This window comes from Vibrio penaeicida (genome assembly GCF_002933855.1).
Classification (GTDB): Bacteria; Pseudomonadota; Gammaproteobacteria; order Enterobacterales; family Vibrionaceae; genus Vibrio; species Vibrio penaeicida_A.
In genome coordinates, this window is sequence record NZ_BFAQ01000067.1 from 1 (window position 1) to 15,073 (window position 15,073).

Below are 15,073 nucleotides of genomic sequence, written 5' to 3' on the forward strand. Positions count from 1 at the left end.
GAGGTAAGTCCCGAGAAAACAAGTAAAAATATAAGGAAAGAGAAATTTTTAAGTCTTAACCGCATATTCCCTCCACGAAAATTTTAAAACCAATAGTATTAACTAATTTATTATTTTAAGGTCAAATTCCGTTTGATTGTATGAATTTTGAGATTTGTCTTGTAATCAAGAATAGCATGCGGTTCTCCGGTATTCCTGAACTATACAGATATTTAGTAAATTTTTAATATTGTTTGGAGAACATAAAAATTGAGAGGGTTTCACTGGATTTTAACAATCAGCTCAATATTTGTTTTTGCAACAATAGCTTTGATCCAAAAGAAAATATGTGCAACACAGAAAATAAGGTTTTTATTATGGGGATGAGAACGAAAATTAATATATATGCACATTATTTTATGTGAATTTCTGCGCTATTCACTAAGTTAAACTATATTAAAAGGTTAGAATTGCAGTTTTTAGTAATTACTTTTGAAGTTGATCACACATGGGTATTAAGTATTAACGAATTGGAATCGATATCACTGGTGACTGAGTTAAAATTGGCAGCCGTTATATTGTGACACTCAATCCATATCATTCTTGGATTTTAACTTTCAGCTCAAATTGAAGAGGATACTCTCCCCTAGATGTATAAATTTTCACATATTCTACGTTGGATTTTTCCATTAGTAGTGACGTTGATATTGGTGGCTAAAGCTCAGGGAGAGGAAGCACTAACAGCTAATGAGAAGTTGTTTCTGGAACGACATCCAGTATGGAAGGTACATTCCGAGGACTATTGGCCTCCATTCAATTATCGCGAATTTGGTGAGAGGAAAGGCTACTCTACAGAATTGGTACTTTTACTTGCCCAACAAGTGGGTGCAAAAGTTGAGTTTGTCGATGTGACGGATTGGACTGAGGCGTTAGACAAACTTAAGGCGAAAGAGCTCGACATCATTTCTAACATGACGCCTACCCAAGAAGGTAAGCAATTTGCCAAGTTCACCGATTCTAGAATCATTACCGTTACAAATGCTCTCGCATCGAGTGACGCCATCAGCTCGATTACCAAACTTTCTGATCTGATAGGAAAGTCGCTTGCGGTTGTTCAAGGGGCGGCAGAAATTCCTGTTATCCGCGAAAACTACCCTGAAATTCGTTTAGTAGAAACCCAAGATACCCTTCACTCGATTGAAAAAGTAGTGAGCGGGAGAGTCTCTGCGGCACTTGATAGTGAACACGTTTTGCGTTTTTATCTCGAAAATTACATCGATTCCCCCCTTCGGGTCACATCGCTAGCTGAGAACGTCAACCTTGGTGTCTATTATCAAACACTGGCGGTTCGAAATGATCGACCAGAACTCGCGTCTATTCTTGATAAAGCTTATTTGTCGCTGTCGCCTGAAACCATCCAGTCGCTGAAACGCAAATGGCTGACTAATAACCAGACAAATAAAGTCAATGTGCTCAATCTAAACCGAGATGAGCGCATGTACCTGAATGAGAAACAGATCATACGGTATTGTACTCACCCAGATTTCTTACCCGTTGAGGGAAATTTAGATGGAAAAGCGCAGGGAATGACAGGGGAGTACGTTCGGTATTTTGAGAAAAGTCTAGCTATAAAATTCGAACACGTATTAAGCACAAGTTGGAAAGAGTCACTCCAAAACATCGAAGCGGGAAAATGTGATGTTCTAACCTTGAGTCGCCCAAACAAATCTCGTTTGGATTACATGACCTATACCCAACCTTATCTTTCTCTGCCCGTTGCTGTCGCTATACATCAAAATACGCCTTATGCCGCTGAAATCAGTGCGCTGGTAGGGAGGTATGTTGGCTTTAACCGAAATCACGGCCTTGCGGATGAATTTCGTGAGCGCTACCCCGATGTCAACTTTGTCCCTGTAGACTCGGCATTTACAGGGCTTCAAATGGTGGAGAATAAAGAACTCTTCGGGTTTATTGGTGCACTCCCGGTTGTGACCTATCACTTACAAAATTATTTCCCTAATCTTATGGTGGGAAGCCGAATGAATCAGGCATTCCCATTGAGTGTTGGTGTGAATAAAGCAGAAGAAGAATTAGCCGAGATCCTCAATAAAGCCATAGATAAAATGGACATTCGTTTGCATTCCTCCATTTTAAATTCGTGGACACCAGTAAACTACAAACCCGTAAGCGATAACCGGCTGGTTTGGGCTGTGTTGGTCATTGGTTTTATCGTGGTATGCGCGATAGGGTACAGCTATTATGTTTTGCAAATGAAGTATCGCAAACTAGAAGAGCTCTCAACAAAAGATCAGCTCACGGGGCTGTATAACCGCTACACCATCGATACCGTTTTGGCAGAACAAGTCGCGCAATTTGGCTTTAGCCGCAAACCCTTCAGTGTGATTCTCGGGGATATCGACCATTTTAAAATTTTAAACGACCGCTACGGTCACTTAATCGGAGATCAAGCACTGGTGACCATGTCCAGAGTGTTTGAAGAAAACATATCAGATTCCGATTTAGTTGGGCGATGGGGCGGAGAAGAACTGATTGTTATCTGCCCAGGTAAAACTGAAGAACAAGCGAAGTACCTAGCTGAAACGTTAAGGCTTGCGATTAATGCAGAACATTTTGATGAAGTTGGCACCATGAGTTGCAGTTTTGGTGTTGCTCAATACTTTGCTAAGCACTCCATAACCGATTTAATGCAAAGAGCGGATAGAGCCTTATATCACTCCAAGCGAATGGGGCGAAACACCGTCACCAGTTACACCGACTTTCACCTTCAATACAAAGGTGATTCGACATGATTTTTGATGAAAACTTTAGCCTCCGCCCCGTTCCTTACTATGCAAGAAAGCGGACACTGGCATTAGGGCTCTTGCTGGTTGGGCTTACGTTCTTCTCTGCTAGTATGCAAGCAGGTGGTGTGGTTTGGGGGGGATTATCAACGTCAGACTTTATCTGGGTAGTATTAGCTGGCAATGTTATGTTGGCTTTGTACGCAGGGTTACTAGGTTATATAGGCTCAACAACAGGGCTCTCAACTCATCTTCTGACCCACTTTTCATTTGGGCATAAAGGTTCGTGGCTTCCCTCATTAATACTGGGTGGTACGCAAGTTGGTTGGTTTGGCGTTGGGGTCGCTATGTTCGCGATTCCCGTAAGTAAAGTTATCGGGGTGGATGTCCGCATTCTGATTGCGGTAAGTGGCTTGCTGATGGTTAGCACAGCTTATTTTGGTATGTCAGCGCTTATATTCCTGTCGGCTATTGCGGTTCCAGCCATCTTATTGTTTGGCGGTTATTCCGTTATGTGTGCGCTTGAAACATTTACCGTAGGCGCGCTTTACGGTGAATTGAATTCTATTCCAAATAAACTGAGTACAGCGGAAGCGCTAACCTTGGTGGTGGGCACTTTTATTAGCGCCGCAACCTTAACAGCTGACTTTGCAAGATTTGCCAAAAATCATAAAAAAGCCTTGTTCATTACAGTATTGGCTTTCTTATTTGGTAACTCGATAATGTTTGTGTTTGGTGCGCTAAGTAGCTCTAGCATTGGTTATGCAGACTTATTTGATGCAATGCTGGCGCAGGGGCTTTTGATTCCAGCCATTGTTGTTTTGGGTTTGAATATATGGACGACCAACGATAATGCCTTGTACGTATCTGGGTTGGCATTTTCGAATATCACGCGGTTACCGAGCCATCGTTTGTCGGTGCTTAACGGGTTGCTTGGCACTCTATTTGCGCTTTGGCTTTACGATCATTTTATCGAATGGTTACATTTTCTTTCTCTTGCTATTCCTCCCGTTGGTGGAGTGATCATTGCTGACTTTTTAATGCGTCGCCATCAGTATCAAGATTACGCCAGTTTTGAATTTCAAGAAGTGAATTGGTTAGGTATTTATGCGTTTATTGTTGGCATCGTCGGTGGCGCTATTCTACCAGGGGTTGTCCCCGTGAATGCCGTAATCATAGCTATGTTGTCCTACTGGGTGTTACATTTAAAGCCTGTGAAAGCGGCAATTTCCAGAGCGTCGTAATCACAGGACCTAACTCCAGACATTAAAAGGCAGTATTCAGAATGGATTCTCAAATCGTACTGATTGAAGATGATGACATCGTTCGCCAAGCAACCAGCCAATGGCTACAACTTGCAGGATTTTCCGTTACCGAATATGCCGATGGAACATCGGCATTAGAAGGGGTTTCGCCCTCATTTTCAGGTGTTATTGTTAGTGATGTAAGGCTTCCTGATTACGATGGCTTGGCATTAATGAATGCTTTGTTAAATCGAATTCCTACCGTACCTATTGTGCTAGTTACAGGGCACGGTGATGTAGACATGGCGGTAAAAGCCCTTCGTGATGGAGCGTTCGACTTTCTTGAGAAGCCGTTTGATCCTGATCGCTTAGTCGATACTGTGAGTAATGCATTCTCTTCCTTACAAGCCAATCAAGAAAGCCAGCAAAGGCTTGAATATTTGGATCAGTTAGACGGGTTAGAGCAAGTTCTGATTGGGCAAAGTGACGTTATGGTGAATTTGCGTCAGCAACTGGCGAAAATAGCGATGATGGACACGAACGTCATTATTTATGGCGAAACAGGGTGTGGGAAAGAATTGGTGGCGAATTGCCTCCATAATCTCAGTACACGAACTGGTCACCGATTTGTGCCTATTAACTGTTCGGCGATTCCTGAGAACTTGTTTGAAAGTGAGTTATTTGGTCATGAAGCTGGGGCTTTTACGGGTGCAGGTAAACAACGAATCGGTAAGTTAGAGTATGCCGACAAAGGGACTCTGTTTCTCGATGAAATTGAAAGTATGCCTTTGTCTATGCAAGTGAAAGTGCTCAGAACCTTGCAAGAACATACTGTCGAAAGGGTAGGCGCAAATAACCCGATTCAAATTAACCTACGAGTGGTTGCGGCAGCGAAAGACAACCTGTTTGGTCACTCTAATTTTCGTCAGGACCTCTACTATCGGCTTAACGTTGCGCAGCTTACGCTTCCTCCTCTTCGGGAACGCGATAAAGACGTGGTTATTTTGTTCGAACATTATACTCGTCAAGCTAACCCAGGATGCCGCCCAGCGACGCTGAGTGATAAACAGACGATGCTGAGTTATCGTTGGCCGGGCAATGTTCGAGAATTACGAAATGTGGCGACCCGTTTTGCTCATGATGACCTTTCGGTGGCTGATATTCTGTCGGAGTCGGCATCGTTGTCATCAGAACCTGTCATCAATACCTTATCTCTTGCTACCCAAGTGCATAACTTTGAACGCAAAGTGATCGATAAATCATTACGTGAGCACAAGGGAAACATCACCCAAGTAATGGCTGAATTGGATCTTCCAAGGCGAACACTTAATCAGAAGATGCAAAAATACGGTTTAAGCCGGCAAGATTATCTCTCTAAATAACGGTTTGTTCGCACTGAAAATACACCCCATTAGTCAATCTGAAATGAGCGAAATTTTGCCGATAGCCTGGTGGAATTGTGTTCAAAGGTAAGATAATTCACCTCAAGCCATATTTAACAAAGAATTTACTTAAAAAACTGATGAGCAAAATCTTGCTCATCAGTTTTAGCTCGTATAAGCGTAATTTTGCTCATTTAGAGATGCTTTCCATATTAAATGATTATAAAACAAATAGTTAACTTTTGGCTCGCATGTTGCTATAGAGAATGGAAACAACAAAAGCTCACAGGATTCAATTAAGCGACTGCGTTTGAAAGAAAGGTGAGCCAATAACCCTACATGGAGCGTAACATGTTAAAAAACAAACTCGTAAAATCTCTTATTATCGCCACCACACTTGCGGCTTCGGTTTCTGGTGTCGCATCGGCAGCAGAAAATCGCAGTTACATTTTAGCAACAGCATCGACTGGCGGTACTTATTACCCAGTTGGGGTTGCATTGGCAACACTAAGTAAAATTAAGTTGGAGCCTAAGCATAAGTTCGCTTTGTCTGCCATCAGCTCTGCTGGGTCGGGTGAAAACGTTAAACTGCTTAGAGAAAACGAAGCGCAGTTTGCCATTCTTCAAGGTTTATACGGTGCTTGGGCATGGAATGGCGAAGGTAAAGTGAAACAATCAGGGCCTCAGAAGAATTTACGCTCTGTCACCATGCTTTGGCAAAACGTCGAGCATTTTGTTGTGCGTTCTAAGTTTGCAAAAACGGGAACAGTGAGCGATTTGGCTCAGATGAATGACAAGAAATTCTCTATTGGTAAAAAGAATTCTGGCACGGAAGGATCTGGCCGTCAGATTATGTCTGGCTTAAATGTTGACCCAGATAAATTTAACCTCGCCTATCTGGGCTATGGTGCCAGTGCTGATGCACTACAAAATGGCGCTATTGATGGTATGAATACCCCTGCCGGTGTACCAGTTAGTGCCGTTACACGCGCTTACGCCGCGCTTGGTAACCAGATTCAAGTATTGAACTTTACTGACGCTCAAATCAAAGAAGCCAACAATGGATACGAATTGTGGACGCGCTTTGTGATCCCTGCAAACACTTACCCAGGTCAAGATAAAGACATCAATACAATTGCGCAGCCTAACTTCTTAGCCGTTCGCGACGACATTAGCGACGATGATGTTTACATGCTGACTAAAACCATTTACGAGAACCTAACTTTCCTAAATGGTATTCACAAAGCAACGAAAGCGATGGCGATTGAAAAAGCGATTTCTGGTTTACCTGTACCATTGCACCCAGGTGCGGCTCGTTACTACAAAGAGCAAGGCATCACGATTCCATCACACCTTGTTGTTCAGTAACCGATAGCTCAATAACCCTCACTGCACCCGAGCCGAATTCCCCCCAGCTCGGCTCGGGTACAGTTTTTCTGCCGTACCTGAGGAAAAGATTCATGGAAGAAAAACAAGACGTCGATCTGGCGCAATTTGAGCTGCCTATAAGAACGGACTTTCCGTGGTTAACGACGTTTATCACGGCTGTAGGCATTGTTCTGGCTGGGTTGCATATTTGGTTTAACACGTTAGCAACACTGCCAGAACTGTGGGTTTCCGCCACTCACTTTGCTGGGTTTTCCTTGGTGTGTGCCCTGCTTTACCCAGCAAGAAAAAGTTGGAAGAAGAGCCGATTTGCTCTCGCCATTGATATGATTATTGCCGCTGCTGCGGTGTCCTGTTTGATTTACATCCCTCTCGCTGAAGACGCTTTGTATGATCGTGGAGTGAAATTCGTTACGTTGGATTGGGTGTTTTCACTGATGAGCATTGTGATTGTGCTTGAAGTCATTCGACGCACGATCGGCTGGTTCATCCCCGTACTAATTGTTATCTCACTGACTTATGTGGTTTGGTGGGGGCAATGGGTTCCCGGTGTCTTTCACTTTCCAGGTTTAAGCGCAGAAACCTTACTTTATCGCAGCTTCTACAGTTCAGAGGGCATGTTCGGGACGATCTCCAGAATCAGCTGGAGCTACGTATTCATGTTCATTCTCTTTGGCGCATTTCTAGTCCGATCTGGTGCTGGCGATTTCATTATTGATGTTTCCCGTGCGGCAGCCAACAAAGTTATTGGTGGTCCGGGGTTTGTTGCTGTTATGGGCTCTGGCTTAATGGGATCGGTTTCTGGGTCCAGCGTGGCCAATACCGTTTCAACGGGCGTCATTACCATCCCGCTTATGCAGAGAGCTGGCTTTCCTTCAAGGTTTGCTGCAGGTGTCGAAGCGGCTGCTTCAACGGGCGGGCAGTTGATGCCACCAGTAATGGGAGCCGGTGCTTTTATCATGGCATCTTATACGCAGATTCCTTATGTTGATATCGTGGCAGTCTCCATCGTTCCAGCAATGATCTACTTTCTCTCTGTCGCGTTCTTTGTTCGGATCGAGGCAAAAAGAAGTGGCGTGCATCAAGTGGAAGCGAACAGCGTGCCCGTAATTAAAGTGTTGGCTTCCGGTTGGCATTACCTTATCCCTCTGGCGGTACTGGTTTACTTACTTGTTTCTGGCTTTACACCAACGTATGCCGCGGGTATCTCTATCATATCGGTCGTGGTTTCGTCTTGGCTGTCGCCGAACAAAATGGGCATTAAGGCTATTTTTGAAGCACTGGCTCAAGGCTCGCGAAACATGGCCACCACTGCTGTGCTTTTAACGGGCATCGGGCTTGTTATCAATGTGATCAGCACAACGGGTGTCGGTAATACGTTTTCGCTCATGATCAATGAATGGGCGAGTGGTTCTCTAATGATCATGTTAGTGCTCATTGCCTTAGCTTCATTGATTTTGGGAATGGGTTTACCAGTAACAGCGGCATATATTGTGCTCGGAACCTTGTCGGCTCCTGCTCTTTATAACTTGATTGCCCAAGACCAACTGCTAGAAATGCTGACGTTAGGGCAACTACCAGAACAAGCAAAAGCCATATTTATGCTGGCTGCGCCTGATCAACTTGCACTGTTGAATGCACCAATGGCGATTGAGAAAGCGCAAAGCTTGATTGCCTTGGTTCCAGCGGAGTTTTTACCTACCTTATTGGAACAAGCGATAGGGATAGAGAAAGTTGGCCTTGCCTTGCTTGCAGCCCACTTGATTATCTTCTGGTTGTCGCAAGACAGTAATGTTACACCGCCAGTTTGCTTAACCGCGTTTGCAGCAGCAACCATTGCACGAACACCTCCGATGCGAACGGGTCTCACTGCATGGAAAATTGCGAAAGGGCTGTATATCGTGCCTGTTTTAATGGCTTACACCGCATTGGTCAGCTGGGATCTTATTTCGGTGATATCGATTGGTGTATTTTCTGTATTCGGAGTCTACGCGTTGATCGCGGCGCTTGAGGGGTACTTAGAATCTCCTTTGAGCTGGTGGTTACGAGTTGTCATAGCGATTCTTGGCGTTGTTATGATGTGGCCAGGTGTACCGTTGGCGATGCGCGTTGCTGCTGTCGCGGTATTTATCGGGCTATTTTATTACAGTTACCAAAATGACAAAGTGGCAGGAGAAATTAGGGCCAGCTAACCGGCTTTCTTCAAGCTTAGTGTAAACGTCATCCCTGATTCGAATACGGGGGTGGCGTTTTTTATTGGCTTTATTGGGCTACTGCTGTTGTTTTTTGCCCATACCTTTCCTTGCATTTCCTTCATGCTGTTTGCGGATATTGCCAAGCCTAATCCTAGCCCTTGTCCCACCTTTTTACTGGTATAAAAAGGTTCGAATAGGTGCTGCAATGCTTCGTCCGTTGAGCCCGTACCGTTATCTCGAATGTGAAGCTCTATGGTTTCCTCTAAAACCGTGCTCTCTATCTTCAGCATTGGCGCTGTCGATTGGTTCATTGCGTCAACCGCATTTGAAATAAGGTTCCCAATAACCAGAGCAAGACGGTGTGGCTCCCCTAATGCATCTGGCATGGGGCCCGGCCAACTCACGGATACCTGAATGGGTTTGAGTGTGTCAGCGTGCAATCTAAGAACCTCTTCTGTAATAGCCGAAATGGAAAGTGGAACAAGTTCTTGTGAGCGGCTGTAAGAGAACGTTTTAAGTTCGCTGGTCATCGTCGCCATTCGGTCAATTAGGCTATCTACTAATTTCATGTTTGCCTTGAGTAAATCGGTTTGCTGGCGTTCTATCAACACACCACTGCTCGATAGCAAGGTTCTAATACCCGTTAAAGGTTGATTGAGTTCATGTGTGATGGCACTCGACATTCGACCTAGTGCCGCCATTTTGCTGTTTTGAACCAGTTCATCTTGTGCCGCTTCGAGCGCTAAGGTTCTGGCTTTTACGCGTTCTTCCAATTCTAGATTCGCCTTTTGAAGGGCATTTTCTGCTTTTTTACGTTTGCTGATGTCAATAAGGGTGGCAAGGTAACCGGATTGCGCACCAAACGTCATGTACGTCAGCGAGAATAGGGTGGGGAAGCGCGAGCCGTCACTTCGTTGTGCCATCACCTCTACTGCGCTGAGCTCGGTTATGTCTTTATTTTTTTGCCTCTGAAAACCTGTGTGTTTAGAAGGGCTAGTGTTATTTGAGGAATCCGCGCGTGTCGATAAATTTTTGAGCATCGACATAACCGTGGTATTGCCCATCATGGTTTCAAATAACTGCCATGCTTCCATATTGGTTGCCAACGGTTCAGATAACCCGAAGTAGCGCAATGCCATAGGGTTGATATAGGCAACACGACCTTGTTCTGTCAGCATCATCAAGCCAACATCGGTCTTCGATATGATAGTGCGTAGTTGCCTTTCAGAATCGGAAATCGCCTGTTGCAGAGCCTCTCTTGAGCGGATTTTTTGCCGTCTTTCAATCGTTAACAAAATAACGACCAGTACCAAAAGCATTAAAATCGCCGCTATCAACATGATGGTGTTAGCCGTGTCATCAAGTTCTTTAATGGGGGTCAGGTAATGAATATTCCATTTCAGGTCATCTAAACTTACGCTTTGAACCAAATAAGGTTGGTCTTCAATAGAAACGAGGCTAACTTCTGTCCCGTCTGGCAGTGAAAACGGGCTTAGCGGTGGCATTGTGTCTTTGCCTATTTGGCGATTCAATATAGATTGAGAGCTCGTGAGGAAGAAGCGTTTTTGTCGATCACTGATCAAAACAAACTCATTGTTAGCCAGCCAAGATTCGGACAAAGTTTGAAGGTTTATTCTAGCGACTGCGATCCCTATCAATCCTTGAGATCCGTAAATAGGAGCGGCGCGGTAGTAGCGCGCTTGCCCTTGAGAAAGGTAGCTCAGAGTAACAACCTCACCCCCTAACTGCTGCATTAACGACGTAATTGCCGTACCGTCGGATTCACGCCATTTGTAAACTGGGCTGCTACTGGCAACGAAATCGCCACTGGAGTCGAGCAAATACCAGCCACGGGTTTGAGATGCTTTATCCAATTGAGCGAGGTAGGTTTCGACGGCTTCTTTTTGAGAGACACCGCCTTCCAATAGTGAGCGGCTGGGTTGGTGCTCTGCAATTAAATAAGGCAAAAAATCGTAGCGAGCTAAGGTACGGCGGATGTCGCCAACATAGATGAGTAATCTGTCCTGACCGCTTAGATGTGTGCTGTCTAACAGCCAGCCTTTCGTGGTGTCTCGGATAAACAGTAAAGTTAGGCTCATTGCCAGAATGATCAAGAGGATAACGGGCAGTTTTCGAAAGGGGTGTGACGGTTTCTTGTACTCCATTATTTATTGTTCTCGGTCACTATATGTTCTCTACCACTTTATTTTGTTAACCACGTTATCTTTTCAGTCAGTTATCGCGCTAAGGCGTATTTTGCCCTTAGTCACTAATTGACACTGAGTTTAGCAAAAGAACTGTCTATAGCGGTCCATATGTAACAAAATTGTGAGATATAGCTGTGAGTTAGGCATATCCGAGTGTTAGATCGTGCAAAAGGGGTTTTCTGTGCAATATGATTATGTTGTATTAGGTGGGGGAATTGTTGGGGTGTCGACAGCTTGGCAGCTTCAGCAAAACGAACCCAACGCGCGAATTTTGCTTATCGAAAAGGAAAAGCAACTCGCCATGCACCAGACTGGACACAACAGCGGTGTTATTCATGCTGGGGTGTATTACGCACCGGGCAGTTTAAAGGCCCAGTTTTGTCGTGAGGGCGTGGATGCAACCAAGGCTTTTTGCCGGAAACATGATATTCCTGTTGAAAACTGCGGCAAACTATTAGTCGCCACAAACTCGATAGAAGTTAAGCGGATGGAAGCGTTGTTCGAGCGGTGCCAAGACAATGGCATTGATGTCGAGATGTTATCTAAAGAACAGCTAAAAGAGCGTGAGCCGAACATTACTGGGTTAGGGGCAATCTACGTGTCAACCACCAGTATCGTCAACTACACCAAAGTCTGCATGGCTATGGCAGCTGAGTTTATCGAGATGGGTGGAGAGGTTCGATTTAATGCCAACGTAACGCGTCTAATTGAGAATACTGAAAGCGTTGAGGTCTGGTTGGATGGCGGCGCAGTAGAAACCCAATTTCTCGTCGCGTGCTGTGGCTTAATGGCTGATCGTGTCGCGAAGCTCATGGGTTTACCTACCGATTTCCAGATTATCCCGTTTCGCGGTGAGTATTATCGATTAGCAGAAAAACACAACGGCGTTGTTAACCATCTAATTTACCCCATTCCTGATCCGGATCTCCCTTTTCTCGGTGTACATTTGACTCGGATGATCGATGGCTCCGTCACTGTAGGACCTAACGCAGTTCAAGGCTGGAAACGGGAAGGGTATGGAGTACTCAATTTTAGCTTGAAAGACACCGCTGAAATGGTGCGTTTTGAAGGGTTTTGGAAAGTATTAGTAAAGCACCTGAAAACAGGGCTAGAAGAAACCAAAAACTCGTGGTGGAAGCCGGGGTACTTGAAGCTGGTTAACAAATACTGTCCTACAATCGGGCTTAATGATTTAGAGCCTTATCCGGCAGGCATCCGTGCTCAAGCGGTTATGAAAGACGGGACATTAGTTCATGACTTTTTGTTTGTGGAATCCAAACGCAGTCTTCATGTGTGCAATGCTCCTTCTCCCGCAGCCACATCTGCTATCCCTATAGGGAACTACATCTGTGAAAAGGTCGCGGAGCTGAAAGCCAAGAAATAAGAGTTAAGAAGCTAATTAACCAATTAACTCATTAACTAGGAAGCTAAGAAGCTAAGAAGCCAAGAAATTAAGGACAAAAAAATGCCTGACTGTTGAGTCAGGCATTTTTATTTATCAGCGGTGTGTTAGACGATGAATTTGCTCATCACTTCGTCTTGGTCACGAACGTGTTGAGTTTGCAACGCCATCGCCTCGTTTGCGCCTTCAGCAGCAACCGCTACTTGCGAAGACAAATCACGAATGTTGATGGTGTTGTTATTGATCTCTTCGGCAACTAAACTTTGCTCCTCTGCTGCAGAAGCGATTTGAATGTTCATATCACTGATGCGTTGAATAGCACTTCGAATGCGATCAAGCGACTCGTTTGCCTCTTGTGCTTTGGTTACCGTGTCGTCGGCCGTTTCTTTACTCTGTCCCATTGCACTTGCCACGGCTGTCGCACCAGATTGAAGCTGCTCAATCATGTTACGAATCTCAGTCGTTGATTCTTGAGTACGTTGTGCCAGTGTTCGAACTTCGTCTGCAACCACGGCAAAACCACGACCAGACTCACCAGCACGGGCTGCTTCAATCGCAGCGTTCAGTGCCAGCAAATTGGTTTGGTCAGCAATGTCGTTTATCACTTCCAAAATGGTTTCGATGTTTGCGGTGGCAGATTCAAGCTGCTTCACTTGCTCAACTGCTTCATCGATTCGGGATGACAAGTTACTAATGGCTTGTGTGGTGTACCCGACGACTTTTGTCCCATCTTCTGTTGCGCCGTCTGCATCTTTCGCAGCAGAAGCTGCACCTTGTGCATTACTTGCTACGTCGGAAGAGGTTGTCGCCATTTCGTTCATTGCCGTTGCGAGCTGTTCTAGCTCTTGCATCTGAGTTGCCATGGCAGAAGCCGATTCTTGCGCGCCGACTGCTGTCGTCTCAGTCACGTTACGAATCTCGACACTCAGCGCTTTCGTACGTTGAATGCGTTGCTGAAGGGTTTCTGCAAATTTATTGAAACCAGAAGCTAATGCCGCAAATTCTGAATCGGTGTTTGTATCAAGACGTTTGGTAAGGTCACCCTGACCAGAAGCCATATCCTGAATGGCATCGTTCAAAGAGTCGAGTGGGCGCATCAAAACTTTAATCAAGAACAGCAGAGCAAAAATACTGATGATAAGCGCGATAGCAGTATAGATGATTGAGCGATTTTTCAGCTCAGTCACTGCGGAGTATGCAATGCTTTCGTCTACCATGACACCCACATACCAATTCTCGCCAGGAATCTTTGAAAAGTCCGTCGCGTATAGTTGACCATTCAATTCAATTTCTTGAGTTTGTTCTTGAATAGAAACATTAGGCAAGAAAGTATTCATCTGCTTACCGTTTTTATCTACATCTGGGTGCGCGATAATCGTGCCATCACCCGCGACAATAAAGAGGAAACCAGCGTTAAAAAGCTCAACTTTGTTTACGATATCAGCAAGACCAGCAAGACTAACATCGTAGAATATCGCGCCTGCAAACCGACCATTTTCTTTCACAGGTACAGCAATGGAGACTAGGATTTCTCCGGTTGCGGAGTCGGCATAGGGAGCGGTGATGATCAGTTTTCCAGAATTCTTCGCGTCAATATACCAAGGGCGACGTCTTGGATCCCAATCTGAACCAGGACTCCAACTAGGATCATTATTCACATTTGAACCGTCTGCTTCATAGCCTAAACCAGCAAGAAGGAAGTTTTGTTTAATACTTGATTGGCTGATAACACTTTCTACATAGGCTCGATTTTGCAAATCAGTCTGTAACATATCTGTTGCGTACTGTGACAGCTCTTTTTTACCCTTAATGTCTGCTGCAACCGTATTTCTTACCCCATCTACGATCTCACTGACACTTTGAGTCACTTGATGTTCAAGCTCAGACTTCATAGAGAAGTATTGTTGAACGGTCAGCAAGCTCAAAATTATTAACAGCAATATCGACGAAGCAGCGACGACTTTATGGCTAAATTTCATAGTTATCCCTCTACCACGCATAAACAAACAAAGAGCGTGTCTTTGTGTTTAGCTAAAGTGTTTTTTATTTCCGAGCCCCTCAGAGGTAACGGAAAGAATATTATTATTAGTGAAGGCGACTGAATTACATTTATATCAGCAGCAATTAGAGTATGACGTAAAAATGTAAAGATTTCTTACATAAAATTGACTTTATTTTGTGACTTTAAGTCGATAGTTTAATTAATTCGTGCTTAAAAATTTGATTATTTCTTTTCTAGCTCTCGTAATTCCCCCTGAAGTTCACTAACTCGTTTGATTTTAGAATGTTTTAGGAAGCCTTTTACCCGCGACACACAAGAGGGTGGTGTATTTTATGATGCCAATTCACTGTGAAATTAAATGCTATGAAGTCATGACGAACGAAAGGTGTGGATAGGTTAAAAGCAGAGCATTATTCATAAAATAATGCTCTGTAGATTAGCGATATTCATTAATGGTTGACGGGTTATAAATATT

8 protein-coding genes are annotated in these 15,073 nt (G+C 44.4%); 6 read left to right on the top strand and 2 right to left on the bottom strand.

Annotated elements, in window-relative coordinates; all coding sequences use genetic code 11:
* The first annotated feature begins 629 nt into the window (after positions 1 to 629).
* The 5 genes from VPNCDNU1_RS27750 to VPNCDNU1_RS27770 all read left to right on the top strand — a co-directional run bounded on the left by VPNCDNU1_RS27750 (position 630) and on the right by VPNCDNU1_RS27770 (position 8,984).
* Positions 630 to 2,789, top strand: coding sequence for a transporter substrate-binding domain-containing diguanylate cyclase (locus VPNCDNU1_RS27750; RefSeq protein WP_104403382.1), 2,160 nt, complete (start codon positions 630 to 632; stop codon positions 2,787 to 2,789).
* Positions 2,786 to 4,024: a cytosine permease gene (gene codB / locus VPNCDNU1_RS27755; protein WP_104403383.1), complete on the top strand. Its 1,239-nt coding sequence runs from the start codon at positions 2,786 to 2,788 to the stop codon at positions 4,022 to 4,024. Before VPNCDNU1_RS27750 ends, codB begins: the two co-directional genes overlap by 4 nt.
* 41 nt (positions 4,025 to 4,065) lie before the next feature.
* Positions 4,066 to 5,406 (top strand): sigma-54-dependent transcriptional regulator, encoded by a 1,341-nt coding sequence (locus VPNCDNU1_RS27760; protein WP_104403384.1) that lies wholly within the window; start codon positions 4,066 to 4,068, stop codon positions 5,404 to 5,406.
* A gap of 351 nt (positions 5,407 to 5,757) precedes the next feature.
* The gene (locus VPNCDNU1_RS27765; protein ID WP_104403385.1) at positions 5,758 to 6,774 is read left to right on the top strand and encodes a TAXI family TRAP transporter solute-binding subunit; all 1,017 of its coding nucleotides are present in this window, start codon (positions 5,758 to 5,760) and stop codon (positions 6,772 to 6,774) included.
* Between the two features lie 92 nt (positions 6,775 to 6,866).
* A complete protein-coding gene (locus tag VPNCDNU1_RS27770) occupies positions 6,867 to 8,984 on the top strand; it encodes a TRAP transporter permease (protein ID WP_104403386.1) in 2,118 nt (705 codons plus the stop codon).
* On the opposite strand, the gene VPNCDNU1_RS27775 is transcribed toward VPNCDNU1_RS27770, so the two are convergent.
* Entirely contained in the window at positions 8,981 to 11,152 is a 2,172-nt protein-coding gene (locus tag VPNCDNU1_RS27775) for an ATP-binding protein (protein WP_104403387.1), read from the bottom strand. The two genes, VPNCDNU1_RS27770 and VPNCDNU1_RS27775, sit on opposite strands and share 4 nt — an antisense overlap.
* A 223-nt stretch (positions 11,153 to 11,375) precedes the next feature.
* Between VPNCDNU1_RS27775 and lhgO the strand changes: the two genes are divergently transcribed.
* A complete protein-coding gene (gene lhgO, locus VPNCDNU1_RS27780) occupies positions 11,376 to 12,578 on the top strand; it encodes an L-2-hydroxyglutarate oxidase (RefSeq protein ID WP_104403388.1) in 1,203 nt (400 codons plus the stop codon).
* Positions 12,579 to 12,703: 125 nt separating this feature from the next.
* Here lhgO and VPNCDNU1_RS27785 read toward each other — a convergent pair whose 3' ends face one another.
* Positions 12,704 to 14,575 carry a methyl-accepting chemotaxis protein gene (locus VPNCDNU1_RS27785; protein ID WP_104403389.1) on the bottom strand — a complete coding sequence of 624 codons (1,872 nt, stop codon included), beginning with the start codon at positions 14,573 to 14,575 and terminating at the stop codon, positions 12,704 to 12,706.
* Positions 14,576 to 15,073 lie beyond the last annotated feature (498 nt).